Annotated in this window: 24 protein-coding genes and 1 pseudogene; 9 read left to right on the top strand and 16 right to left on the bottom strand. The window is 63.9% G+C overall.

Annotated features, from left to right (window positions below):
• The first annotated feature begins 47 nt into the window (after positions 1-47).
• Positions 48-590 (top strand): molybdenum cofactor biosynthesis protein B, encoded by a 543-nt coding sequence (moaB, locus tag SIL87_RS13045; RefSeq protein ID WP_319614603.1) that lies wholly within the window; start codon positions 48-50, stop codon positions 588-590.
• Between the two features lie 27 nt (positions 591-617).
• On the opposite strand, the gene SIL87_RS13040 is transcribed toward moaB, so the two are convergent.
• The 8 genes and pseudogenes from SIL87_RS13040 to SIL87_RS13005 form a co-directional block, all read right to left on the bottom strand.
• Positions 618-920, bottom strand: a complete 303-nt coding sequence (locus tag SIL87_RS13040) for a hypothetical protein (RefSeq protein ID WP_319614602.1) — start codon at positions 918-920, stop codon at positions 618-620.
• 100 nt (positions 921-1,020) lie between these two features.
• Entirely contained in the window at positions 1,021-4,452 is a 3,432-nt protein-coding gene (locus tag SIL87_RS13035) for an indolepyruvate ferredoxin oxidoreductase family protein (protein ID WP_319614601.1), read from the bottom strand.
• A gap of 483 nt (positions 4,453-4,935) precedes the next feature.
• Positions 4,936-5,106, bottom strand: a pseudogene (locus SIL87_RS13030) (cytochrome b); the annotation flags it as partial.
• A gap of 34 nt (positions 5,107-5,140) precedes the next feature.
• Entirely contained in the window at positions 5,141-5,752 is a 612-nt protein-coding gene (locus tag SIL87_RS13025) for a YceI family protein (RefSeq protein WP_319614600.1), read from the bottom strand.
• Positions 5,753-5,989: 237 nt separating this feature from the next.
• Positions 5,990-7,333 carry an acetyl-CoA carboxylase biotin carboxylase subunit gene (accC, locus tag SIL87_RS13020; protein WP_319614599.1) on the bottom strand — a complete coding sequence of 448 codons (1,344 nt, stop codon included), beginning with the start codon at positions 7,331-7,333 and terminating at the stop codon, positions 5,990-5,992.
• Positions 7,333-7,794: an acetyl-CoA carboxylase biotin carboxyl carrier protein gene (gene accB, locus SIL87_RS13015; RefSeq protein WP_319614598.1), complete on the bottom strand. Its 462-nt coding sequence runs from the start codon at positions 7,792-7,794 to the stop codon at positions 7,333-7,335. Before accB ends, accC begins: the two co-directional genes overlap by 1 nt.
• Positions 7,791-8,240 (bottom strand): type II 3-dehydroquinate dehydratase, encoded by a 450-nt coding sequence (aroQ, locus tag SIL87_RS13010; RefSeq protein WP_319614597.1) that lies wholly within the window; start codon positions 8,238-8,240, stop codon positions 7,791-7,793. Before aroQ ends, accB begins: the two co-directional genes overlap by 4 nt.
• A 44-nt stretch (positions 8,241-8,284) precedes the next feature.
• Positions 8,285-9,232, bottom strand: coding sequence for a lysine-2,3-aminomutase-like protein (locus tag SIL87_RS13005; RefSeq protein ID WP_319614596.1), 948 nt, complete (start codon positions 9,230-9,232; stop codon positions 8,285-8,287).
• 23 nt (positions 9,233-9,255) lie between these two features.
• Here SIL87_RS13005 and epmA point away from each other — a divergent pair, with 23 nt between their 5' ends.
• Positions 9,256-10,260, top strand: a complete 1,005-nt coding sequence (gene epmA, locus SIL87_RS13000; RefSeq protein ID WP_319614595.1) for an EF-P lysine aminoacylase EpmA — start codon at positions 9,256-9,258, stop codon at positions 10,258-10,260.
• A gap of 73 nt (positions 10,261-10,333) precedes the next feature.
• On the top strand, positions 10,334-10,705 hold the full coding sequence (locus SIL87_RS12995; protein WP_319614594.1) for a hypothetical protein: 372 nt from the start codon (positions 10,334-10,336) through the stop codon (positions 10,703-10,705).
• A 9-nt stretch (positions 10,706-10,714) separates the two neighbouring features.
• On the opposite strand, the gene SIL87_RS12990 is transcribed toward SIL87_RS12995, so the two are convergent.
• The 4 genes from SIL87_RS12990 to SIL87_RS12975 form a co-directional block, all read right to left on the bottom strand.
• A complete protein-coding gene (locus tag SIL87_RS12990) occupies positions 10,715-11,206 on the bottom strand; it encodes a DUF302 domain-containing protein (RefSeq protein WP_319614593.1) in 492 nt (163 codons plus the stop codon).
• Positions 11,207-11,646: 440 nt separating this feature from the next.
• Positions 11,647-12,903 carry a UDP-N-acetylglucosamine 1-carboxyvinyltransferase gene (gene murA / locus SIL87_RS12985; RefSeq protein WP_319614592.1) on the bottom strand — a complete coding sequence of 419 codons (1,257 nt, stop codon included), beginning with the start codon at positions 12,901-12,903 and terminating at the stop codon, positions 11,647-11,649.
• 6 nt (positions 12,904-12,909) lie between these two features.
• A complete protein-coding gene (gene dcd / locus SIL87_RS12980) occupies positions 12,910-13,464 on the bottom strand; it encodes a dCTP deaminase (protein ID WP_319614591.1) in 555 nt (184 codons plus the stop codon).
• Entirely contained in the window at positions 13,455-13,796 is a 342-nt protein-coding gene (locus SIL87_RS12975; RefSeq protein WP_319614590.1) for a hypothetical protein, read from the bottom strand. Before SIL87_RS12975 ends, dcd begins: the two co-directional genes overlap by 10 nt.
• A 154-nt stretch (positions 13,797-13,950) precedes the next feature.
• On the opposite strand from SIL87_RS12975, the gene SIL87_RS12970 reads away from it, so the two are divergent.
• From SIL87_RS12970 to SIL87_RS12950, 5 genes are all read left to right on the top strand, one after another.
• Positions 13,951-16,050, top strand: a complete 2,100-nt coding sequence (locus SIL87_RS12970; protein WP_319614589.1) for a 3-hydroxyacyl-CoA dehydrogenase NAD-binding domain-containing protein — start codon at positions 13,951-13,953, stop codon at positions 16,048-16,050.
• Positions 16,047-17,735 (top strand): dicarboxylate--CoA ligase PimA, encoded by a 1,689-nt coding sequence (gene pimA / locus SIL87_RS12965; RefSeq protein WP_319614588.1) that lies wholly within the window; start codon positions 16,047-16,049, stop codon positions 17,733-17,735. Before SIL87_RS12970 ends, pimA begins: the two co-directional genes overlap by 4 nt.
• Before the next feature lie 9 nt (positions 17,736-17,744).
• Entirely contained in the window at positions 17,745-18,926 is a 1,182-nt protein-coding gene (locus SIL87_RS12960; protein WP_319614587.1) for an acetyl-CoA C-acyltransferase, read from the top strand.
• A gap of 10 nt (positions 18,927-18,936) precedes the next feature.
• Entirely contained in the window at positions 18,937-20,148 is a 1,212-nt protein-coding gene (gene pimC, locus SIL87_RS12955; RefSeq protein WP_319614586.1) for a pimeloyl-CoA dehydrogenase large subunit, read from the top strand.
• A gap of 158 nt (positions 20,149-20,306) precedes the next feature.
• Positions 20,307-21,425 carry an acyl-CoA dehydrogenase family protein gene (locus SIL87_RS12950; protein ID WP_319614585.1) on the top strand — a complete coding sequence of 373 codons (1,119 nt, stop codon included), beginning with the start codon at positions 20,307-20,309 and terminating at the stop codon, positions 21,423-21,425.
• Here the strand turns inward: SIL87_RS12950 and era are convergent.
• From era to lepB, 3 genes are read right to left on the bottom strand one after another with little or no spacing between them, the layout of a single operon-like run.
• Positions 21,422-22,309, bottom strand: a complete 888-nt coding sequence (gene era, locus SIL87_RS12945) for a GTPase Era (protein WP_319614584.1) — start codon at positions 22,307-22,309, stop codon at positions 21,422-21,424. The two genes, SIL87_RS12950 and era, sit on opposite strands and share 4 nt — an antisense overlap.
• A complete protein-coding gene (rnc, locus tag SIL87_RS12940) occupies positions 22,306-22,974 on the bottom strand; it encodes a ribonuclease III (RefSeq protein WP_319614583.1) in 669 nt (222 codons plus the stop codon). Before rnc ends, era begins: the two co-directional genes overlap by 4 nt.
• Positions 22,971-23,756, bottom strand: a complete 786-nt coding sequence (gene lepB, locus SIL87_RS12935) for a signal peptidase I (protein WP_319614582.1) — start codon at positions 23,754-23,756, stop codon at positions 22,971-22,973. Before lepB ends, rnc begins: the two co-directional genes overlap by 4 nt.
• A 152-nt stretch (positions 23,757-23,908) precedes the next feature.
• Between lepB and SIL87_RS12930 the strand changes: the two genes are divergently transcribed.
• Positions 23,909-25,141, top strand: coding sequence for a D-alanyl-D-alanine carboxypeptidase family protein (locus SIL87_RS12930; RefSeq protein WP_319614581.1), 1,233 nt, complete (start codon positions 23,909-23,911; stop codon positions 25,139-25,141).
• Positions 25,142-25,221: 80 nt separating this feature from the next.
• Here the strand turns inward: SIL87_RS12930 and SIL87_RS12925 are convergent, their stop codons facing one another.
• On the bottom strand, positions 25,222-25,596 hold the full coding sequence (locus SIL87_RS12925; protein ID WP_319614580.1) for a hypothetical protein: 375 nt from the start codon (positions 25,594-25,596) through the stop codon (positions 25,222-25,224).
• Between the last annotated feature and the right edge of the window lie 6 nt (positions 25,597-25,602).

The following is a 25,602-nucleotide window of genomic DNA, read 5'->3' as shown; positions in this document are numbered from 1 at the left end:
TGTCCTATAGGAGATGCCGGTTCATGCGAGGAAAGGGGATCGTGCCGATGTCGCGCATTGATGAAAGTCGGGCCTTCGTGGCGGTGTCGATCGCGGTGATGACCGTGTCGGACACCCGAACCCTCGACAACGATACCTCGGGCGCGGCTCTCGCCGAACGGGTGGTCGCTTCAGGACATCATCTCGCGGACCGGGTGATCCTGCGTGACGACGCTGATCTCATCGAGCGCCAGTTGCGCGCGTGGATCGGCAATCCCGCGATCGACGTGGTGATCACCACCGGTGGCACCGGCGTCACCGGCCGCGATGTCACGCCTGAAGCGTTCGACCGGGTGGTCGAAAAGCGGATCGAAGGGTTCGGTGAATTGTTCCGGATGCTGAGCTACCAGAAAATCGGCACCTCCACGATCCAGTCCCGCGCGATCGGCGGCGTGGCGGGTGGAACCTATTTGTTCGCCTTGCCGGGATCGACCGGCGCGGTGAAGGACGGGTGGGACGATATTCTGGTCTTCCAGCTCGACGCGCGGCACCGCCCGTGCAACCTCGTCGAGCTGATGCCGCGCCTGCGCGAGCACCTCGTCACGTCATAGCCGGTCCGCGCCGCCGGTCACTCGCGATCAGCGATAGACCCAATGGCCCGGAATCCAGGCACCGGCCCAGTTGCGATGAGGCGGAATCCAGCGCCGTGGCGGTGGCCGGTAATAAACCGGCGGCGGACCGTAATAGGCATAGGCGGGCGGTGGCGGCGGGTAGTAGACCGGCGGTCCCGGCACGACCAGGGGGATCGAAATTCCGATCCCGGCATGGGGCCGCCACCACGCATACGCCGATTGCGGCACAGCGAGGGCGGCAACCGCTACCGCTGCCGTCGCGGCCAGCAGGGTGCGGGTCAATTTCGGGGGTAAAGCGCGACTCCTCATGAGCAGGTCTCCTTCGACAGGCGACGCTGGCAGTGCAGCGCCGGACAGGCTTCATATAGGCGTTCGATCTGTAACGAACTTATGCAATTTGCAACCAACCCTATTCGGCGGCGATGCCGAATTGCGGTGCCGGCGACGGTGAGGGGCACGCCAAAGCGGCATCCAGCGCGGCCCACACCGGCTCGACCGCCGCCAGGTTGCGCGCCTTCACATGGCCATAGCCGCGGATCTGCGCCGGCAGGGTGGCAAGTTCGAGGGCGCGGGCGAAATTCGCCTCGCTCATATGTGTGATCGCGGTGCGGATCGAGGTTTCATATCGCTCGATCAGGCCGCGTTCCATCCGCCGTTCGGCGGTATGGCCGAACGGGTTGAGTAAGGTGCCGCGCAGGAATTTGAAGGTCTGCAGCACGCCGAACACCTTCAGCATCCAGCCCCCGTACGCGCGCTTCTGCTGATGCCCGGTGCGCGCATCCCGCTTCGCCAGCAATGGCGGGGCGAGGTGGAACCGCAGGGTGGCGCCGGGCTCGAAGCGCGCCGCAAGCGCCGCGCGGAACGCGGGGGCGGCGTAAAGCCGGGCGACCTCGTACTCGTCCTTATAGGCCATCAGCTTGAACAGGTTGCGCGCGACCGCCTCGGTCAGACTGGTCGAATCCGGGCGCGCCCGCTGCTCGGCATGGCGGACCTCGGCGAGCAGCGCCATGTAGCGTCCCGCATAGGCGACATTCTGATACGCGATCAGTTCGTCGCGGAAGGCCGCAATGATCCCGTCGTGATCGGAGGGGGCGGGCTTTTCCACCGCAGCGGGGATTTTCGTGGTGACGCGGGGAAGGTCGACCGCTGCGGCGCGGCCCCAGGCGAAGGCCGCGAGGTTGAGCGCCACCGCCTGATTGTTCAGCCGGATGCCAGCCTCGATCGACTGACGCGCCACGGGCACCTTGCCGCGCTGCCAGGCATAGCCGAGCACGAACAGATTGGTCGCGATGGCATCCCCCATCAGTGCCGTTGCGATGCCGGTGGCATCGAGCGTTGCAAGCCGCTCCTCGCCGATGCGTTTGGCGATCACCTGGCGCAGCTTGCGCATCGGCAGTGAAAAATCCGGATCGCGGGTGAACGCCCCGGTGATGGTTTCGTGCAGATTGACCACCGCGGTCGTCGCCTCGCCAAGACAATCGAGGGTTTCATGTTCGGCGGAGACCAGCGCATCACAACCGAGCAGCAGATCGGCGCGGCCCTGCGGAATCCGCAGAGCCTGTCCGGTGCCCGCCGCACCGCCGAAGCGGACATGGGACACCACCGCACCGCCTTTCTGGGCGAGGCCGAGAACGTCGAGCACCGAGACCGGCTTGCCGTCGAGATGGGCGGCCATGCCGAGCAACGCGCCGATGGTGACGACGCCGGTGCCGCCGATCCCGGCGATCACCACATTCCAGGGCCGGTCGAGGTCCGGCAGGATCGGCTCGGGCAGCTCATCCGGGGCGCCGGACAGAGTGATTTCGGGCCTTTTCAGCCCGGCTCCATGAACGGTGACGAAGCTGGGGCAGAACCCCTCGACGCAGGAGAAATCCTTGTTGCAGGACGATTGATCGATCGCGCGCTTCCGCCCGAATGCGGTCTCGACCGGAACCACCGAGACGCAGTTGGAGGTTTTCGAGCAGTCGCCGCAGCCTTCGCAGACCCGTTCGTTGATGAACGCACGCTTGGCCGGATCGACCATGGTGCCGCGCTTGCGGCGGCGGCGTTTTTCGGTGGCGCAGGTCTGATCGTAGATCAGAATGGTCACTCCGGGCGTCTCGCGCAGCCGCCGCTGCACCTCATCGAGCGTGCGGCGGTGATGCACCGCAACGCCGGGCGCCAGATCGGTCACGCTTTGGTATTTTTCCGGCTCGTCGGTGACGATTTCGATGACAGCCACACCTTCGGATGCCATCTGCCGGGTGATCTGCGGCACGGTCAGGGGGCCGTCGACATGCTGGCCTCCGGTCATTGCGACCGCATCGTTGAACAGCACCCGGTAGGTGATATTCGCCCCGGCGGCGATCGCGGCGCGGATCGCGAGGCTGCCGGAATGATGGTAGGTCCCGTCGCCGAGGTTGGCGAATACGTGGCGCTCGGTGGTGAACGGCGCCTGGCCGATCCATGCGGCACCTTCGCCGCCCATCTGGCTGAACACGTCGGTTTCGCGGTCCATCCAGGTGACCATGTAATGACAGCCGATCCCGGCCATCGCCCGCGAGCCTTCCGGCACCACGGTCGAGGTTGAATGCGGGCAGCCGGAGCAGAAATGCGGGGTGCGGTGCGCGCCGAAATCGAGGCCGCGGGACAGCTCAATATTGGCGCGCAGATTGGCGAGGCTGGTGGCGCGGGCGGCCGAGAAATGCACCCGTTGCGCGCGATCTCCCAGGGCCAGGGTAATTTCCGCGGCGGAGAGGTCTGCTTCAGGCTTGAGCAGGGTCAGGCCGCGTTCATCGGTCTTGCCGAGCACGCGCGGCGCGTTGGCCGTGCCGTACAAAATGGTGCGGATCTGATCCTCGATGATCGGCTGCTTTTCCTCGACGACGATGATTTCTTCCAGCCCGGCGGCGAAGCTGCGAATGATGTCGGGCTCCAGCGGCCAGGTCATGCCGAGCTTGAGAAGGCGGACCCCATCGAGCGCGAGATCCGCCTTCGCCTGCTCGACATCGAGGTAGGATTTGCCCGCCGTGACGATGCCGAGCCGCGCGCCGGGCGCGGCATCGATCAGGCGGTTGACCCGGTTGGCGCGGAGGAATTCCATCAAGGCCGGGTGGCGCACCCGCAGCACCCGCGCTTCCTGCGCCAGCACCGGTTCGTGCAGCCGCATCGCCACGCTGGCCGGGTCGATCTCGGGCATCACGATCGGAAAATCGGGGTCCGCGATGATCGAGGCGGTACAGTCGATGATTTCCTCGACCGTCTTGAACCCGATATAGAGGCCCGAATGACGCGAGGCGGCCCAGCCGTACAGGCCGAGATCGAGGATATCGGCCACCGAACTCGGCGCCAGCACCGGCACACCGGCTGCGATCAACGCCTGTTCGGACTGGTTGGCGATCGAGGAGGATTTCGCCGCGTGGTCGTCTCCGGTGACGACCAGAACTCCGCCGAGCCGCGTGGTACCGGCGTAATTCGCGTGTTTCATCGCATCGCCGGAACGATCGACGCCCGGCCCCTTGCCATACCACATGGCGAAGACGCCATCGGCGGTGTGGCCCGGGAATAGCGGCGTCATCTGCGAGCCCCACACCGCGGTCATCGCGAGGTCCTCGTTCAACCCGGGTTTGAACACGATATCCTCGGCGGCGAGCGCCTTGGCCGCCGCGAACGCCGCGATATCGAGCCCGCCGAGCGGCGAACCGCGATAGCCCGATAGAAACCCCGCCGTGTTCAACTGCGCCGCCCGATCCCGCCGGCGCTGGGTGATCAGCAGGCGGATCAGGGCTTGGGTGCCGGTCAGAATCATGCTGCCGGAGGTTGCGGTATAGCGCGCGTCACGCGCGAGTTCGGCGGTCTTCATGGACAATCGCTCCTGCGCCCCAAGGGCGCGCTCGGATGGCGGCAACCGTATCCGGTCTTTTTCCCTTGTCCTGAGTATGTGCAAAGCTGCTGGATTTTGCGAGAGAAATCAGGAGCAGACGACTCCGGTGGGCGCGGCCTTGCGTAGTTTTGGTTTACTGCTTTCCGCCGCACGATCGTACCTTGCGGGCTCCGGCGATCCCGGTTCAGCGCGAAATATTATTGCGCCGACCGGTCGAGCCATCTGATCGCGAGGCCCGAATCCGGTTCGTGCGCCGAGTGATATCACGTCATTGTGATGGCGGACGGCCCGATCGACACATTGTTTATGAGCAAGCGTCGGCAGACCCGGCCAGGGGATCACGCCGTACAGCATGGTCGGGATGTCGAATGGTGAGCCCGAAACTGCGGCCCAACCGGTCAAAGGCAGCGCGACCAGCGCGACATACAGGAGACGGTGACTCCAGATCGCCCCGGCCCGCTTTCAGGCGATCCGCAGGAACGCCGCGAGCAGGATGGTGATGCCGATCGATTTACGCAGATGGAACAACTCGAACTGGGTTTGCAGCGTCAGCTTCACATGCACCATGATCAGCCCGAGTGCCGCGAGACTGATGATCCCCAACGCCATCACCCAGTGAAGGATGATCGCAACCGGACTATACCGGGTCGGGTCGGTCCGGCACGGATTATTTCTGCCGCTCGAACGCGCCGGCCAGGGTCAATGTCACGTCGTCACCGACCATCGGCACATAGGCTTTCACGCCGAATTCGCTGCGCTTGATCACGCCGGTCGCGGAAAATCCCACGGTGTAGGATTTGTCGATCGGGTTGATCCCGGCGCCGATGAACCGCGCCTTGAGCACGATCGGTCTGGTCACGCCATGCAGGGTGAAACTGCCATCGATCGTCGCGGTGGTTTTGCCGGTGCGTATCACCTTGGTGGAGGTGAACGTCGCGTTCGGATATTTTGCCGCATCGAACCACTGCGCGTTGGTCAACTCGGTCGTCAGGGCGGGCACCGTGGTCAGCACCGAACCTACCGGAATCGTGACGCTGAGCTTGTCGCTCGCGGGTTTGGCCGGGTGCAGTACCAGGCTGCCGGAAGCGTTGCCGAACATGCCGGTAAATTCGGTGAACCCGAAATGCGACAGCGTGAAGACGACCTGGGTATGATAAGGGTCGATCCTGTAGGTCCCGGCCTTGACCGTGGCCGGGTTTTTCGAGGCGGTCCGGGCGTGCGCGGACGGTGCGGCAACGATCAAAGCCGAGACCGCAAGAGCCGCGAGAGATAGTTTCATGGGATGTCGTTCCTTGCTGAGACGTCGATACCGGAGGGGGTTGGACGTTGGCCCTGCGAGATCAGGATGCACGATTGTTCACGATCCGTATACTCAGGCTATCCCGATCCTATCGACCGGCCATAACGCGGTACGGAGAGTGAAAAAAGAAGCCGAAAAACTTCTGGTGATTTGGCTCACAGCCCGTGTGGCGGTCACTGGTCGCTATCGGAAGTAATGCGAGCCTTGGCAGGGAGTTTATCTGCCGCCGGACACGAAATTTTCCAGCCAGTGAATGTCATAATGCCCGCTCTGGAAGGCGGGGTCCGCAAGGATGCGCAGATGCAGGGGAATCGTGGTCTTGATGCCCGCGATGGCGAATTCTTCGAGAGCGCGGTGCATCCGGGCGATGGCTTCGGGCCGGGTGCGGCCGTGAACGATCAGCTTGGCGACGAGGCTGTCATAATGCGATGGTACCCGGTAGCCGGTATAGATTGCCGAATCGAGCCGCACGCCGAGCCCGCCAGGCGCGTGGAACATGCTGATCGTGCCGGGGGAGGGCGTGAAGGTTTCAGGATCCTCCGCGGTGATCCGGCATTCGATCGCATGGCCGGAAACCCTGACGTCCGATTGCCCGTAGCCGAGCGCTTCACCATACGCGATACGGATTTGTTCGCGCACCAGATCGACCCCGGTAACCATTTCCGTCACCGGGTGTTCGACCTGAAGGCGGGTGTTCATTTCGATGAAGGCGAACTGGCCGTCCTGATACAGGAATTCGAGCGTGCCGGCGTTGCGATAGCCGAATTTTTCGAGCGCCTGGGTGGCAATGGCGCCCAATGCGGTCCGCTCGGCTTCGGTGATGCCGGGGGAGCCGGCTTCTTCGAGCAGTTTCTGGTGACGGCGCTGCAACGAGCAGTCGCGTTCACCGAAATGGACCACCTTGCCGTAATTGTCGCCCAGCACCTGAAGTTCGATATGTCGCGGCTTGTCGAGATATTTTTCGATGTAGACGGCGTTGTTGCCGAAAGCGGCGGCGGCCTCGGCACGGGCGGTGGAGAAGGCTTCGGCGACTTCGTCGAGCGTGCGGGCGACCTTCATGCCGCGACCGCCACCACCGGCGGCGGCCTTGACCAGAACCGGGCAGCCGATCAGTCGCGCGACCGCCATGGCGGTCTCGACATCGGGCACTTCGCCGTCCGAGCCGGGCACCAGCGGCACGCCGAGTTCGGCCATGGTGGTCTTGGCGGTGATCTTGTCGCCCATCATCCGGATATGGGTCGGGCTGGGACCGATGAAGGCGAGGCCGTGGGCCTCGACCATCTCGGCGAAATCGGCGTTTTCCGAAAGGAAGCCGTAGCCGGGATGGATCGCTTCGGCACCGGTGATCAATGCGGCGGAGAGCAGGGCCGGCATGTTGAGATAGGAATCGCGGGCGAGCGGCGGGCCGATGCACAGGCTTTCATCCGCGAGGCGCACATGCATCGCATCGGCATCGGCGGTCGAATGCACGGCGACGGTGGCGATGCCCATTTCGCGACAGGCGCGCTGCACCCGGAGCGCGATTTCACCCCGGTTGGCAATCAGGATCTTGCTGAACATTATTCGATGATCACGAGCGGCTCGTCGTATTCGACGGGCTGGCCCGCGGTGATCAGGATCGATTTCACCGTGCCGGCACGGGGCGCCTTGATCTGGTTGAAGGTTTTCATCGCCTCGATCAGCAGCAGGGTCTGCCCGACCTCGACGCTGGCCCCCACGGTGATGAAGGGCGGCGCGCTCGGTTCGGGCGCGAGGTAGGCCACACCCACCATTGGCGATTTCACCGCGCCGGGGTGGGCGCCGTGATCGGCGATGGCACTGGCCGCGACCGGTGCGGGCACGGTGGTGACCGGCGCCATCATCGGCGTCATCATCGGGACCGTGGCGGCGACCGGCGGGGCCACCGCGCGGGCGAGCCGGAGCCGGCGATCGCCTTCCTCAAGCTCGATCTCGGCTAGTCCGCTGTCGTTCAGGAGAGCCGCCAACTGACGTAGCGCCTCGGGATCGAAGGACAAACTCATGCTTCCTGCTCCACAATTTCGGCAATCGCCTGCAAGGCCAGCCGGTAGCCGGTGAATCCGAGCCCGCAGATCACGCCGCGCGCCGCCATCGATATATAGGAATGGTGACGAAACGCCTCACGGGTGAAAATATTCGACAGATGCACCTCGATCACCGGCAGATCGACCGCGTGGATCGCATCCATCAGCGCGACCGAGGTATGGGAATAACCCGCCGGGTTGATCACGATGCCGTCGGCCCGGCCTCGGCATTCCTGCACCCAGGTGATCAGCTCGCCCTCGCCGTTGGTCTGGCGGAAATCGATCGCGAGGCCAAGCTGCTCGCCCGCCTCGGCGCAGACCGCTTCGAGATCGTCGAGCGTCTGGATACCATAGATTTCCGGCTCGCGCAGACCGAGGAGATTGAGGTTAGGGCCGTTGAGCACGGCGATCAGGGGTTCAGCCATGCGCCGCGCCTAGCACAGGCGTGTGAGGTGGCCAACTGCCCGCGTCAGGCCAGAACGGTCTTGCCGGTGGAGGCATCCTGGATATAGGCGGGGATCGCGGTGCCGGAGAGCGTGCCGCGCAGCCGCGCGATCAGGGCGCGGCCCTCGGCGACCGGCACGTGGAAACGTGCGGTTCCGGGGGCGGGATCGAGCTGGTGGAGGTAATAGGGTTTCACCCGGTGCGCGATCATGGTTTCGAACAGGTCGCGCAGCGCGGTCTCGGAATCGTTGACCCCGCGCAGCAGGACCGACTGGCCCAGCAGGGGGACGCCGCCGTAGCGCAAACGGGCCAGCGCGTTGGCGGCGGCCGGGGTGAATTCGCGCGCGTGGTTGCTGTGCAGAACGAGAAACAGCGGGGTTTCGGTATCGAGCGCGGCCACCAGCTCGCCGGTGATACGTTCGGGTGCTGCGACCGGGACACGGGTGTGGATGCGCAGGCGGCGAACATGCCGGATCGCGCCGAGCCGGGTAAGGATATCGTCGATGCGGCGGGCGGACAGGATCAACGGATCGCCACCGGTGAGGATGACTTCGGCAATGTCCGGGTGGCCGGCGATCCAGCCGATCGCGGCATCGAGTTCGGCTTCGGAGAGCACGCCGCCATCCGGGCCGACATGTTCGCGCCGGAAGCAGAAGCGGCAATAGACCGGGCAGGCGAGGGTGGGTTTCAGCAGCGCACGGTCGGGGTAGCGGTGGACGATGCCTTTCAACGGCGAGAGCGCGTCATCGCCGATCGGGTCGTTCAGTTCATGGGGGGCCAGGGTCAGTTCGGCGCTGTCGGGGATGAACTGACGGCCGATCGGATCGTCGGGCAGGTCGATCAGATCCGCGATGCCGGCTGGAATCGCGGTCGCGTAGCGGGCGGCAACCGCCGTCAGCGCCGCATGGGCTTCGGGCGGGGCGAGACCGGCGGTAATCAGGTCGTCGGGGGTGCGGAGCGTGCGCAAACTCATCCGGAGGTGCTATCGCCGGGGGCATGAGCGCACAAGAGAGCATGACGCCCGGCTGGGTTCCCGAACGGCTGGCGGCCCGGCTACCGTATCTGCGGCGGCGGGGGTTACTGACGCAAGCGGTGCGGATGTTTTTCACCGCGCGGGGCTATACCGAAGTCGAGACGCCTTGTGCGGTGCCGACGCCGGGCGAAGAAGTACATCTGGCGGCGATGGCCACGGCGCGGCGGGACACCGATGGCGCGGTGACGCCGCTATGGCTGCAGACCAGCCCGGAATTCGCGATGAAAAAACTGCTTGCGGGCGGAGCGGGGCCGATATTTCAGCTCGCCCGGGCCTGGCGGGACGGGGAGGGGTCGGCGACCCATGCGGCGGAGTTCACCATGCTCGAATGGTATCGGCCGGGGGTGACGATGGATGGCCTGATCGCCGAAACGATGACGCTGCTGCGCGCGGTACTGCCGCCGGCCGTGACCTGCAGGGGCGTGACATCGGCGCTCGACCGGTTCGAGGTGATCAGCATCGGCGAGGCGTTCGATCGCTATATCGGGGTGGATGTTCTGGCGAGCGTGGGGGATGCCGACCGGCTGGCGGCGGCGAGCGGGGTGGCGCTGCGTCCGGACGAGAACTGGGAGGATCTGTTCTTTCGACTCATGCTCGGACGCATCGAGCCGCAACTCGGGCGGGACTGCCCGAGCTTCATCACCGGTTGGCCGGTGCCGCTCGCAGCGCTGGCGCGGCGCGATCCCGCGGATGGCCGGGTGGCGGAACGGTTCGAGCTCTATGTGTGCGGGATGGAATTGGCCAATGCCTTCGTGGAACTGACCGACCCTGTCGAGCAACGCGCCCGGTTCGTCGCGGATCGGGCGCGGCGGCACGCGATGAACGGCAAACCGGACTGGCCATTGGATGAGGAGTTGCTGGCGGCCCTGGGGATGATGCCCGATTGCGCCGGGATCGCTCTCGGGTTCGATCGTCTCGCGATGATCGCCAGCGGGGCACCCCGGATCACGGATGTGTTATGGATGTGAAACACTTCCGAAACGGTGGGGTTACGCCAATTCGCTACCATATATCGAGCAACATGTTTCCACGGAGTGCGCGATGCGTAAAATTCTTCTGGCTGCCCCCCTGGCCGCAATCGCTTTGGCGGGCTGTGCGGTTGGCCCCAGCCTGGCTGAACAGATGTCCGGTTACGTCGGACGACCCGAATCGGTCCTGGTCGCACAACTCGGCGTGCCTGACCGCCGGATTCACGTCGGCGGCATGACGTATTTCGCCTATGTCCACAAATCGGTGGATTACCAGTCGGGGTCATATGGGTTCGGCGGCTTCGGCGGATTTTACGGGCCATTCTATGGCCCGTTCTACGGTGCCGGATTTCCGGCGCAGGTGACGACCGACGAATGCACGACCACCTTCGCGCTGAAGGACAGGATCGTGCAGTCGTTCACGCTGCGCGGGAACGACTGCTGAACCACCGCGTCAGTCGGCGGCTTTGGCGCCCGGGATACTGTCGAGCGCGGCCATGACCGATTTGTCGATCTGCAGCCCGACCGCGTGGGCGGATGTGCCCTCGATCATCGGACCCCGCTCGGGATAGGCGATCTCGGTTTTGCCTTTGAGGCTGTAGACGGTCACGCTCAACGGGCAGACGGAGGCGGCCTTGCTGTCGGCGTCGAGCAGTTTGTTGAAATAAACCGGGCTGCAGAAAATGACGGCGGTGACGTTGCTGAAGCCGGGCGTATTGAAGTTCGTGATATGGAGCGCACTGACCTTCGCCTTCACCCGTTTGAGGATATCCACCTTGGTGAAGACTTTGAAGTGATTTTGACCAAGCGCCTTTTTCAGTTCGGGCATGACCTTGGCGGCAGGAGTCGGGATTGCGACTTCGTAGATCGTGCCGGCAGACGCGACGCCGATTGTGAGACCGGATACGGCGATACCTGCAACCGCCCATCGATTGAATTTGTTCACGCGACATCTCCCCCTGTTCGTCATCCGACCCGATGCCGGATGATCGACGGACGGGAATTGGGAAGGAGCATGCATTCGGAAAAGGGAATTTGTAACCGATCTGGACGCAACGTCAACACGAAACCGTGCGATCCCAACTCGGCAGGGGGCGTTGGAAACGTCAGGCAGGCCCGATGGCGAAGCAGATCGGCTCCAAGCCATCGGACCGCGCCCGATTCAGATGACGCCGAGGAGCCACAGAATCAACAGAACAATAATAACGGTGCCAAGACCGCCACCCCAATAAAACATTTTATTCTCCCTTGTCATCGTGATTGTTCAAAGCGCTTCGATATGTAAAATCCCGCGTCGCGCATTCCAGCGATTTTTCATTGCAATACTGTCATCATGCAAAACCATGCGCTACGGCGTCTGGCGACATGAAAGCCGCTTGCGTCGCTTCAGGCGGCCAGGCGTTCGATTTGCGCGCCGCACGCCGCGAGCTTGTGTTCGACGGCTTCATAACCACGATCGAGGTGATAGACGCGGTTGATGATGGTTTCGCCCCGGGCGGCAAGTCCGGCGAGGACGAGCGAGAAGGAGGCGCGAAGGTCGGTCGCCATGACCGGAGCACCGGCGAGGGTGGGAACCCCGCGGACAATGGCGGATGAGCCGTGGACGTTGATGCGCGCGCCCATGCGGTTGAGTTCGGGGACGTGCATGAAGCGGTTTTCGAAGATCGACTCGGTAATCATGGAGGCCCCCTCGGCGACGGCCATGAGGGTCATGAACTGGGCCTGCATATCGGTCGCGAATCCGGGGAACGGTTCCGTCATGGCATCGGTGCCATGCAGGCCGTTGCGGCGCGAGACGTGCAACCCGCCGGGCGTTTCCGTAACGTCGACACCGGCCTGGGCCATGGTCGCGAGAACGGCGCCGAGATCGTTCGGGCGCGCGCCGCGCAGGGTGACGGCACCGCCGGTGATGGCGGCGGCGCAGGCGTAGGTTCCGGTTTCGATCCGGTCGGGGATGATGCTATGAGTGGCACCATGCAGCGATTTGACGCCGACGATGGTCAGCCGGTCGGTGCCGAGGCCGGTGATATCGGCGCCCATGGCGATGAGGCAGGTGGCGAGGTCGGTGATTTCGGGTTCGCGGGCGGCGTTGATCAGAATGGTTTCGCCTTCGGCGAGGCTGGCGGCGAGCATGAGGTTTTCAGTCGCGCCCACCGAAACGAAGGGGAAGGTGATGGTGGCGCCGTGGAGCCCGTGGGGAGCGGTGGCGTCGATATAGCCGGCATCGAGGCGGATTTCGGCCCCCATGGCTTCGAGCCCCTTGAGGTGGAGATCGACCGGGCGGGTGCCGATGGCACAGCCGCCGGGCAGGGAGACGCGGGCTTCCCGGGTGCGGGTGAGCAACGGGCCGAGCACGAGAATCGAGGCGCGCATTTTGCGGACGATATCATACGGCGCTTCGGTGTTGGTGATGGCACCGCCGAGCGAAAGGGTCCGCGCGGAGGGGCGCTCGACCGCGATGCCGTGCTGGGCGAGAAGCTGGCTCATGGTGGTAACGTCCGCCAGATCGGGGACGTTGGCGAGGATGAGGCGGTCATCGGTCAGGAGACCGGCGGCCATCAGAATGAGGGCAGCGTTTTTCGCGCCGGAAATGTCGATGGTGCCTTCAAGGGGGCGACCGCCGACGATGCGGATTCTATCCATGAAACCTCACAGTTTTGGCAGGGACACGCCGGTCTGGCGCATGTATTTGCCGGATTTGTCGGCGTAGCTGACGTCGCACGGGCCGGCGCCCTGCAGGAACAGAAACTGGCAGATGCCTTCATTGGCATAGATTTTGGCGGGCAACGGCGTGGTATTGGAAATCTCGATCGTGACCTGACCTTCCCATTCGGGTTCGAGCGGGGTGACGTTCACGATGATGCCGCACCGGGCATAGGTGGATTTGCCGAGGCAGATCACCAGAATGTCGCGTGGGATTCGGAAATATTCCACCGTATGGGCCAGTGCGAAGGAATTGGGCGGAATGATGCAGACCGGCCCCTTGCGATCGACGAAACTGCTGGGCGAAAAATTCTTGGGATCGACCACGGCGGAATCGACATTGGTGAAAATCTTGAAATCATCGGCCACGCGGGCATCGTAGCCATACGATGACAGGCCATAGGAAATAACGCCGTCGCGCTTCTGCGTTTCGACGAAAGGAGTGATCATCGCGTTGGCCTGGGCCTGATCGCGAATCCAGCGATCGGGCATTACCGGCATGGGTTGAGGCCGCGATTATGGTGGAAAGAAAGGTCAGAGAAGGATTTCTTTTTTTGTGAAAAAAGAAACAAAAAAATTTTTGTTAATCTAGGTCGGTGACGGTGAAAACACCCGAGGCCCAGATCAAAAAAAGTTTTTTGTTTCTTTTTTTCAAAAAAGAAGTTCTTGTCTCCACTGTCCTGCTTCTCAGCGCCACTGTCCGCCATCTGGCCCCGTTCGCGCGACTGCGCCTTCCGCCGCGCAAGATTGGCGCGCAGGGCTTCGGCTTCACGGCGTTTACGGGCGGCGGCGGCGCGTTCCGCGTGGGTTTGGGGTGGGGCGGCTTCGGCCATGGCGGGACAAAGCATCCGGCGGTTCGCCCCGTCAAGCCCGGCGTGGGAGGGTCTTGCGTCGGACCCCGCCGCAAGCGATACAGGGTTAACCAATGGTGCCGCCAAGCGGCATGGGATCAACGAATAGCGCCGCGAAGCGGCCTGCGGAGGGAACATGAGCCGGCAAGTTGTTCATCTCGACGTCGATCAGGGTGTGGCGATCATTGCGATCGACAATCCGCCGGTCAACGCGCTGGGTCATGCGGTACGGGACGGGCTGGTCGAAGCGTTGACGCGGGCCGAGGCCGATCCGGCGGTGAAGGTGATCGTGCTGGCGTGCCGGGGCCGCACGTTCTCCGCAGGGGCGGATATTACCGAGTTTGGCACCCCGCCGCGTGATCCGGGTTTGCATGAGGTGATCGAGCGGTTCGACGAGTGTTCGAAGCCGACGATTGCGGCCCTGTTCGGCACGACGCTCGGGGGCGGGCTGGAGCTGGCGATGGGGTGCCACTATCGGGTGGCGACCGAGTCAGCGCGGATGGGACTGCCGGAAGTCAAGCTCGGTCTGTTGCCGGGCGCGGGCGGCACGCAGCGGCTGCCCCGGCTGATCGGGCCGGAGAAGGCGGTGACCGCGATCGTTTCGGGCAAAATGATCGGGGCCAAGGCGGCGTTGGCGGATGGGCTGATCGACGCGGTCGTGGCCGAACCGGTCCAAGGGGCGGTGGATTTCGCGCATACGATCGGCACCACGTCACCGGTGCGGGTGCGGGATCGCGATGAGAAGCTGGCGGCGGCGAAGGCGGACCCGGCAGCGTTCGAGCGGGCAGCGGCGGACGCGGTGAAGCGGTTGCGCGGGATCGAGGCACCGGCGGCGTGTGTCGAGTCGGTGCGCAATGCGTTCACCATGGATTTCGAGGCGGGGCTGGCGGCGGAGCGCGCGATGTTCATGCGGCTGGTGACCGGAGATCAGTCGCGCGCGCAGCGGCATGTGTTTTTCGCCGAGCGCGAGGCGCAGAAAATTCCGGGCATGGCGTCGGGGCTGAAACCGGCGGCAATCGGGCAGGCGGCGGTGATCGGCGCGGGCACCATGGGTGGCGGGATCGCGATGAATTTCGCCAATGCCGGGGTGCCGGTGACGCTGGTGGAAACCGGCGAGGCTGCGTTGCAGCGAGGGTTGGACCGGGTGCGCGAGACGTATGATATTTCGGTCAGGCGCGGGGCGTTGCCTGCGGGGGCAACCGAGGCGCGAATGGCGCTGGTGAGCGGGACGACGGATTGGGCGCGGCTTGCCGAGGCGGATATGGTGATCGAGGCCGCTTTCGAGGAAATGGACCTCAAGAAGGAGATTTTCGCCCGGCTCGACGGGGTGGCGAAATCCGGCGCGGTGCTGGCGACCAATACCTCGACGCTGGATATCGACGCGATCGCGGCGGCGACGGCCCGACCGGCCGATGTGCTGGGGATGCATTTTTTCTCGCCCGCCAATGTGATGAAACTGCTGGAGATCGTGCGCGGCAGGGACACCTCGCATCAGGCAATCGCGACCGCGATTGCGGTGGGCAAGGCGATGGGCAAGGTACCGGTCGTGGTTGGCAATTGCGACGGGTTCGTCGGCAACCGGATGCTGGCGCGTCGGACCACCGAATGCGAGCGGCTGCTGCTGGAGGGCGCGCTGCCGCAGCAGGTCGATGCCGTGGTGCTGAAATTCGGGTTTCCGATGGGGCCGTTCGCGATGGGCGATCTGGCCGGGCTGGACGTGGGGTGGCGGATTCGCAAACATCGTGGCGTGACAGCGCCGATTTCCGATGTGCTGTGCGAGCAGGGCCGGTTCGGGCAGAAGACCGGGCGGGGCTATTACCTATATGAAAGCGGTAGCCGGACGCCGACACCGGACCCCGAGGTCGAGGCGTTGATCATCGAGACTTCGGCGCGGCTCGGCGTGACGCGGCGGGCGATCGGGGATCAGGAGATCCTCGAGCGGATGACCTATCCGATGATCAACGAGGCGGCGCGGATTCTCGAAGAGGGCATCGCGATCCGGCCATCGGATATCGATGTGGTATGGGTGTACGGGTATGGCTGGCCGGTGTGGCGGGGCGGGCCGTGTTTTCATGCCGATCTGGTCGGGTTGCCGGAGATCGTGGCGCGGCTTGAGCATTATGCCGGGGCGAGCGGCGATGAGGGGGTGCGGCCGGCGGCGCTGCTGCGGCAATTGGCGGAGCAGGGCAAGGGATTTGCCGATATCGGCAAGGATGCAAAGGCCGCTGCGGCGTGAGCGGGCGGCCGTTTCCCTGGGAGCGGAATTATCCAGCAGGATTGTCATGGGATATCGAGATCCCGCATGAGACGATCCCGGCGATGCTCGCGAACACCATTGCGCGGTTCGGCACGGAACCGGCACTCGAATATCGCGGGCATGAGATCAGTTTCGCCGAACTCGGTGTTGCGGTCGATGAGGTTGCCAAAGGGCTGGTTGCGCTCGGGTTGCGGCCGGGCGAGCGGGTCGCGTTGTATCTGCCCAATTCGCCGGGGCATCCGTTCAGTTTTTTCGGCACGCTGGCGGCAGGGCTGGTGGTGGCGCATCTCTCGCCGCTCGATGCCGAACGGGAGTTGATTCACAAACTGCACGATTCCGGCGCGCGGGTGCTGGTGTGCACCAATCTGGGCACGATGCTGGCGACGGCGGTGCGGTTGCTGGAGGCCGGGCATGTCGATCGGTTGATCGTGGGGGATGATGCGCAGTTCGGGGCGATTCCCGGAATGGCGCATCCGCCGATCCCGCAGGACGATCCACGGATCATCACGATACCTGCGTTGCGGGCGCTGGGGCGCGGGGCGGATGTGGTGTTGCCCGCGATCGATCCGGATGGGCTGGCGCTGCTGCAATATACCGGCGGGACCACCGGATTGCCCAAGGGAGCGATGCACACCCATGCGACGCTGCGGGCCTCGGTTGCGATTTATGCGGCCTTTTTCGATGGACAGGGGCGGTTTCCGCCGGGGACGCGGTTTCGGGCGATCTGCGTGCTCCCGTTGTTTCACATCTATGCGCTGGTGGTGTTGCTGTTGTTGCAACTCTCGCGCGGCAGCCTGCTGATGTTGCGCCTGAAGTTCGACGCCGCGACTGTGTTGCACGACATCGAGGTGAACAAGGCGAGTTATTTCCCCGGCGTGCCGACCATGTGGATCGCGCTGGCGAATATCCCCGATCTGGACCGGCGGGATCTATCGTCGCTCAGGCTGGTGGGATCGGGTGGGGCACCGCTGCCGATCGAGATCGGGCAGCGGTTCGAACGGTTGACCGGGATGCGGCTCGGCGGCGGCTGGGGAATGAGCGAAACGGCGTCGGCCGGCACCGGCAACCTGCTCGACGGTATGTTCAAGCATGGCTCGGCGGGAATGCCGTTGCCGGGGGTGAAGCTCGATGTCGTGGCACTCGATGATCCGGCACGGGTCCTGCCGTATGGCGAGACCGGCGAGATCAGGATCAGATCGCCCAATCTGTTCAAGGGCTACTGGAATGCGCCCGACGAGACTGCACGGGTCTTCGTCGATGGGCATTTCCTGACCGGGGATGTCGGGTATATCGATCAGGATGGCATGGTGTTTCTGGTCGACCGCAAGAAGGACATGATCATCTCCGGCGGGTTCAATGTCTATCCGACCCAGATCGAACAGGCGATCTATGAGCATCCGGACGTGGCCGAGGTGATCGTGGTGGGCGTGCCGGATGATTATCGGGGCCAATCGGCCAAGGCGTTCGTGACGTTGAAGGCGCATGCGGCATCGTTCACGATCGAGGAGTTGCGTGCCTTCCTCGCGGACAAGCTGGGACGCCACGAAATGCCGGTGGCGGTGGAATTTCGCGACAGCCTGCCCAGGACATCGGTGGGGAAGTTTTCGCGCAAGGAACTGGCGGCGGAGGCCGCGGCGGATCATCGGAAGCAGACATTCGGTTAGGAGTTGCGCATGGTTGAGGCTGTCATTGTGTCTACTGCCCGGACCCCGATCGGCAAGGCGTATCGGGGCGCGTTCAACATCACCACGGGCCCGACGCTGGGTGCCCATGCGTTGCGCCATGCGATGGAGCGGGCGCAACTCGATCCGCTGGACATCGAGGATGTGGTGATGGGATGCGCAACGCCGGAGGGAACGACCGGTGGCAATGTCGCGCGGCTGGCAGCGGTGCGGGCGGGGGTTGCGGTGAACGCAGCGGCGATGACGGTCAACCGGTTCTGTTCGTCGGGGTTGCAGGCGATCGCGATGGCCGCCCACGAGATTTTGGTCGAGGGTGCGCCGGTGGTTCTGGCGGGCGGGCTTGAGTGTATCAGCCTGACGTCCAACCCGGTCAATAACGGGCGGAATCTCGATCCCTGGCTGATCGAGCACAAACCGGCGGTCTATATGCCGATGATCGAAACGGCGGACATCGTTGCGGCGCGCTATGGCGTGAGCCGGGCGGCGCAGGATGAGTATGCGCTGGAGAGCCAGCGGCGGACGGCAGCGGGGCAGCAGGCCGGACGGTTCGCCGCCGAGATCGTGCCGATCACTACGATCAAGGCGATCGAGAACAAGGAGACCAAGGCGGTTTCGCATGAGGAGATCACCTTGCGCCAGGACGAGGGCAACCGGCCCGAGACCACGCTTGAGGGGTTGGCGAAGCTCAAGCCGGTGCGCGGCGAGGATCAGTTCATCACGGCGGGCAATGCGAGCCAGCTCTCGGATGGCGCCTCGGCATGTGTGCTGATGTCCGATACCGAGGCGGCCGCGCGCGGGTTGACGCCGATGGGCGTGTTTCGCGGGTTCGTGGTGGCCGGCTGCGAGCCGGACGAAATGGGGATCGGGCCGGTGTTCGCGGTGCCGCGCCTGTTGAAGCGGCATGGTCTGACGGTGGATGATATCGATCTGTGGGAGTTGAACGAGGCGTTCGCGAGCCAGGTGATCTATTGTCGGGATCGGCTCGGGATCGATCCGGCGAAGCTCAATGTCGATGGCGGGTCCATCTCGATCGGGCATCCGTACGGGATGAGCGGGGCGCGGATGACGGGGCATGCGCTGATCGAGGGCCGGCGGCGGGGTGCGAAGTTCGCCGTGGTCACCATGTGCATCGGCGGTGGCCAGGGGGCTGCCGGATTGTTCGAGATCAATTAGGGGGCGGGCGATGGAACTGAGTTTTTCGGCTGAGGAACTGACGTTTCGCGATGAGATCCGCGCGTTCATCCGCGACAATTTGCCGCGCGAGGTGCAGCAGCGGATGATCGAGGGGCGCGAGATCGCCAAGCAGGATATCGTTGACTGGCAGGCAAAACTGAATACGAAAGGCTGGGCGACGCCGCACTGGCCGAAGGAATGGGGTGGGCAGGATTGGAGCCCGGTGCAGGAATTCATCCTGATCGACGAGCTGCAATCGGCCCCGGCACCGCAGCCGCTGCCGTTCAATGTCTCGATGGTGGGGCCGGTGATCGCGACCTTCGGGAACGACGCGCAGAAGCGGAAGTTCCTGCCGGGGACTGCGAATCTGGACATCTGGTGGTGCCAGGGCTTCTCCGAACCCGGCGCAGGGTCGGATCTTGCCGGGCTGAAGACCACGGCGCGGCGGGAGGGGGATCATTACATCATCAACGGTCAGAAGACCTGGACGACGCTCGCGCAATATGCCGACTGGATTTTCGTGCTGGCCCGGACCGATTTGCAGGCGGCGAAGAAACAGCAAGGTATTTCCTTCATCCTTGTCGACATGAAAACGCCGGGCATCACGGTGCGACCGATCCAGTTGATCGATGGCGGGCACGAGGTCAATGAAGTGTGGTTCGACGAGGTGAAGGTGCCGGTGGAGAACCTGGTCGGCGAGGAGAACAAGGGCTGGGATTACGCCAAGTTCCTGCTCGGAAACGAAAGGACCAGCATCGCCCGCGTCGGCGTTTCCAAGCAGCGGCTGCGGCGGGTGCGCGAACTGGCGGCGAAGGAACGCGCCGGGGACGGCACGTTGCTGCAGGCGCCGTGGTTTCGCGAGAAACTCGCCACGGTCGAGGTCGAGCTCAAGGCGCTGGAAATCACGCAGTTGCGGGTGCTGGCGGAGGCACGGAAATCGGGCCGGCACGGGGCGCCGGACCCCAAATCATCCGTGCTGAAGATCAAGGGATCTGAAATTCAGCAGGCGACGACCGAACTTCTGATGGATGTGGTCGGACCGCTGGCGATGCCGTATCAACGCTCGACCGATGCCGAGGACGAAGGCAACAACACCCCGATCGGCCCGGACGATGCGGCCTATGCGGCACCGACCTATTTCAATTGGCGCAAGATTTCGATCTATGGGGGATCGAACGAGATACAGCGGAATATCATTGCCAAGGCGATACTGGGGTTTTGAAGGCAGCAGTTCTTTTTTGTAAAAAAGAACGAAAAAACTTTCGGTAATTCCCCACCGTGGAGCACGACCCCTGCCACCCCCGAATCCAAAGTAACAAAAGTTTTTTGCTTCTTTTTTACAAAAAAGAAGCCTTTCTTTTCTCTGCCAAGGAACCCGACATGGACTTCGATTTCACCGATGAACAGCGTCTGCTCCGTGACAGTGTCGGCAAGTTGTTTGCCGCGCGGTACGGTGATTTCGAGATGCGCAAGGCCTATGCGAAACAGCCGGACGGGTTCGATCGCGCGGTGTGGGCGGAATATGCCGAGGCGGGGTTGCTGGCGCTGCCGTTCGACGAAGCGCAGGGCGGGTTCGGTGGCGGGCCGGTCGAGACGATGATCATCATGGAGGAGATCGGCAAGGCGGTGGCGCTGGAGCCGTATCTGGCGAGCGTCGTGTTTGCCGGGGCGGTGCTTCGTCATGGCACGCCGGGCGCTCTGCGCGAGGAAGTGATCGCAAAGATTGCTGCCGGTGAGGCGATCGTGGCGGTCGCCCATACCGAGCGGCATTCGAGGTATGACCTGAACGATATCACAACGACCGCGCGGCGGGACGGGGACGATTTCGTAATCGAGGGTGATAAAACCGTGGTCATTGCGGGCGATTCGGCGGATTACCTGATCGTCAGCGCGCGGATGTCGGGCGGGACGCGGGATCGGGACGGGGTGGGGCTGTTCCTGATCGACGCGAAGGCGGAAGGGGTTTCCCGGCGGGGATATCCGATGCAGGATGCCTTGCGGGGGGCGGAGATTTCGCTTGCCAACGTGCGCGTGCCGGCAGCGCGGCTGATCGGTGATCTTGCCGTGCTGGAGCGGGCGGTCGACGAGGCGATTGCCGCGCTCTGCGCCGAGGCGGTCGGCGCCATGGAGGCGCTGATTGCCATGACCGTCGATTACATGAAGACGCGCAAGCAGTTCGGTGTCGCCATCTCGGCGTTCCAGGTGTTGCAGCATCGCGCGGTCGATATGTATGTCGCGCTGGAGCAGGCGCGCAGCATGGCGATTTTCGCCGCCCTGTCAGCGGCGGACGATGATGCGAAGGTGCGGGGCGAGGCGATCGCGATGGCCAAGGCGGCAGTGGGAAAAGCGGCGAAATTCGTGGGTCAGCAAGCGGTGCAACTGCATGGCGGGATCGGCGTGACGATGGAATACAAGGCCGGGCATCTGTTCAAGCGGCTGACGATGATCGAGATGCAGTTCGGCGACGCCGATTATCATTTGCGGCGGCTGGCCGCCTAACCCTCCAGCCCCAGCGCCCGGAGCCTCGCCGATTCTTCGTCCCAGCCCGGCCGATCCTTGACGTTGAGGAACAGATGAACCCGGCGTTCGAGGAGTTTTTCGAGCTGGGTTCGCGCTTTGGTGCCGATCGACTTGATCTGGGCTCCGCCCTCGCCGAGCATGATTTTCTTGTGGGCGGCGCGGGCGACGTAAATCGTCAGGTCGATCCGTGCCGAGCCGTCGGCGAGGTCCTTGAAGCTTTCGGTTTCGACCGAGGCACCGTAGGGAATTTCTTCGCGGAGTTGCATGAATATCTGTTCGCGGACCAGTTCGGCGGCGAGCATGCGGTCGGTCTGGTCGGTGAGTTCGTCTTCCGGATAAAGGTGCGGGCCTTCGGGCATGGCCTTGCCCATGGCATCGAGCAGGTGGTCGATGCCGTCCCGCTTCAGCGCACTGATCATGAAGACCTCGGCGAAGCTGCCGGCTTTGGCGAGGGTTTCCGCCAGCGGCAGGAGCTTTTCGCGGGGCAGCAGGTCGATCTTGTTGAGGATAAGCCAGCGCTTGCGGCCAGTGCGGGCGAGGGCTTCGAGCGGTTCGGCGAGATCGTCGGGCTTGGCGCGGAAGGCATCGACCAGCATGCACGCGAGATCCGCCCCGGCGACACTGTCCCACGCCGCGGCGACCATGGCGCGGTCGAGCCGGCGCTTCGGGGCGAACAGGCCCGGCGTGTCGATCAGGACGATCTGGGCGGTCTGCCGCATCACGATACCGCTGACCCGGAAGCGCGTGGTCTGCGCCTTGGGCGTCACGATCGAGACCTTGGCGCCGACGGCCTGGTTGAGCAGGGTGGATTTCCCGGCATTGGGCCTGCCGAGCAGGGCAACGTAGCCGCAACGTGTGGTCATGATTTGAGCCGATCGAGAAGGTTACGGGCCGCGTTCTGTTCAGCTTCGCGCCTGGTGCCGGCCTGGCCCTCGGCGGTTTCGGTCCCCACGGTCACCTGGATGTGGAATTTCGGCGCATGGGAGGGGCCGGTGCGGGCGAGAATTTCGTAGGCCGGCAGGATCGGGCTGCGGGCCAGGGCGTATTCCTGCAGCGCGGTTTTCGGGTCCTTGGGCGGTGCCGAATCCTGCGCGTCGATCACGGTGGCGAAGGCATGGCGGATGAAATTGCGTGCCGGGGTCAGCCCGCCATCGGTATAGAGCGCGCCGATCAGAGCTTCGAGCGCGTCAGCGAGCACGGTCGAGCGGTTGCGTACACCGCGGCGGGATTCCCCCGGCGAGACATCGAGCAGATCGGCGATCCCGATATGCTCGGCGATGCCGGCGAGCGAAGGGCGCGAAACCAGATAAGCGAGGCGCGGACCGAGCGCGCCTTCACGTTCGCGGGGGAATCGCTCGATCAGCCATTCCGCGACCAGCAGGCCGAGCACGCGGTCGCCGATGAATTCGAGCCGTTCGTTCGAGCCCGCACCGCCCTGGCCAACCGCCGAGCGATGGGTGAGGGCTTCGGCGAGCAGGTCCTTGCGGGTGAATTCATGGCCGAGCAGGGCCTCGGCCTTCGTGGTCATTTAATGACCTTGAAGATGCGGTCCCATCTGATATCGACCGGCCAGTACCAGATTTCCCACCACGGGTGATCGAGGCGGATCGAGAACCAGATGAACCGGGCGCGGCCGACGAAATTCTGGAGCGGAATGTAGCCCACCGCATCGAGGAAGCGGGAATCTTCGCTGAAATCGCGGTTGTCGCCCATCATGAACAAATGGTCGGGCGGCACGTGATAGACCGGCGTGTTGTTGGCGAAGCCCTTGTCGGTCGCCTTGGCGATCAGGTGGGTGACGCCGTCCGGCAGGGTTTCCTTGTAGAGTTTCACGGTGATCGGCACGCCCTGGCCATCATCGAGCGGGGTTTCGACATAGGTGCCGTCCGGCGTGCGGGGCACCTCCTTGCCGTTGATGTAGAGCTGACCCTTGGTCATCTGCACGGTATCGCCCGGTTCGCCGATGACGCGCTTGATATAGTCGATGCTGGGGTCGCGCGGCAGGGCGAACACCGCGATCTGACCCTGCTTGGGCAACGAGCCGAAAATGCGGCCCTTGAAATCGGGTTCGCCGAAAGGGAACGACCAGCGCGAGTAGCCATAGTTCCATTTCGTAACAAGAATGAAATCGCCTGGCAGAAGTGTTGGCGTCAGGCTGCCCGAGGGAATGAAAAACGGTTCGAACAGGAACGAGCGGATGAAAACCGCAATCACGACAACGTAAACGAGGGTGACGACCCATTCCCGGATCATCGCCCCGGTCGATTGGGGAGCGCTGGACTGCTGGTTGGACGGTGGTTTTGCGGCCATTGAGGTTCGGTTCCTGTTCAGGTGCCGCTTCAACCTTGCGGGGGCGGCGAAGTCAAGGAAGACGGCGCGAGGCAGGTGGCACGGCTGCGTGATTTGCGCCGACACGGCGAGGGATTGTAGGAGATGGCCTCATCACTTGCCTGGACCATGACATGAAGCGCTCCGTCGCCACGCTCCTCAGTTCGATTGCCCTGGTCTCGGCCGCCGCGCCAGCCAGTGCGGCGGTCCCGCACCATATGGCGAAGCCTGCCGCCAAGGTGGCCACGTCGCCGGCGGTCCCGGCCGGTCCGCCGCCGACCGCGCCGCTCGCCCTGCCCGGTATGGCCGCACCGCCGGAATTGCCGGCCCAGGCTTCGTATGTGCTGATGGATGCAAAAACCGGTGCGGTCATCGCCGCGAAAGCGCCGGATCTGGCGTGGCCGCCTGCCAGCCTGACCAAGCTGATGACGGCGTATCTGGTCTATCAGGCGATCGCGCACGGTACGCTGAAAATGGATCAGACCGTGCCGGTGAGCGATGCGGCCTGGCACACTGGCGGGTCGCGCATGTTCATCTCGCCGGGCATGACGGTCACGGTCGATCAGTTGCTGCACGGGCTGATCATCGATTCCGGCAACGATGCGGCGGTGGCGCTGGCGCAGGCGGTGGCGGGCAGCAGATCCTCCTTTGTCGGGCTGATGAACCATGAAGCGAAAGTGCTGCACCTCGACCGGACGCATTATGTCAACGTCGACGGACTCCCGGACCCGACATTGCGGACGACCGCGATGGATGTGGCAAAGCTCTCACGCGCGATCGTGACCGATTACCCGCAATATCTGAAGATTTCAGTGTTGAAGCATTACACCTTCGACAAGATCCGTCAGCGCAGCTGGAACCCGGTCCTGTTCCGCGATCCCACCGTGGACGGGCTGAAGACCGGGCGGACCAACGAGGCCGGACATTGCATCGACGCGACGGCGCTACGCGACGGACGGCGGTTGATCGCGGTGGTGCTGGGTGGCCCGAACTGGGTGACCAGTACCAACGATATCGAATCCCTGCTCGATTACGGGTATCAGTTCTATACCGACGCGACGGTGGTGGATGCAGGCAAGACGCTGGGGTCGATGCCGACGCCGGGATACCAGCAGGTCAGCGTACCGGTTGCGGCGCAGCACGATGTAGTGATGACCGTGCCGAAAGTGGCGGTGAAGGGGTTCAAAACCACCGTGACCTACGATGTGCCGCCGAAAGCAGGCGTCGCGAAGGGTGACGTGGTCGGTACCATCACGGTCAGCGCCGACGGCAAGACGATCGCGACAGTCCCGGCGGTGGCGATGGTGGCGGACCCCGAAGCCGGGTTCATGACGCGGATGGTGCGCCGCATCAAGCATGCGCTCTGAACGGAGCGGTTCGGATCGACACGCCGAACCACCGTGGTGATACGACACGGCGCGTTCTCCGCGCGTTTACGATTGCTTAATCAACAGGGGTCATATCCCTCTCGATCGCATTGAGAGGGATGAGTAATGAGTATTTCAGGCGTTTCTGCGGCCAGCCTCGTCATGCCGCAAGTGAACACGCAGGCCACGGCGAGCACGTCCTCGGCCTCCGGTGCGTCCGGCGCAAAAAGTTCCGCGAGCCAGGGCGCTTCCGGTTCGGGCGGCAGCTCGGGTTCCAGTTCGTCAGCAGATACCACCTCGGTCGTTACCAATCCGGATGGCAGCGTGACAACGACGGTGACGGCACCCAACGGCTCGATCGTCTCCGTCAGCACGTCGGATTTACCGAGCAGCACGCCTTCCGGCGGAACTTCCAGCGGTGGCAGGGGTACTTCCGCGAGCACTCTGTTGAACATCAGCGC

It is taken from the genome of Acidiphilium acidophilum (genome assembly GCF_033842475.1).
GTDB lineage: Bacteria > Pseudomonadota > Alphaproteobacteria > Acetobacterales > Acetobacteraceae > Acidiphilium > Acidiphilium acidophilum.
The sequence above is the reverse complement of the archived record's forward strand: the minus strand, read 5'-3'. Positions and strand labels throughout refer to the sequence as shown.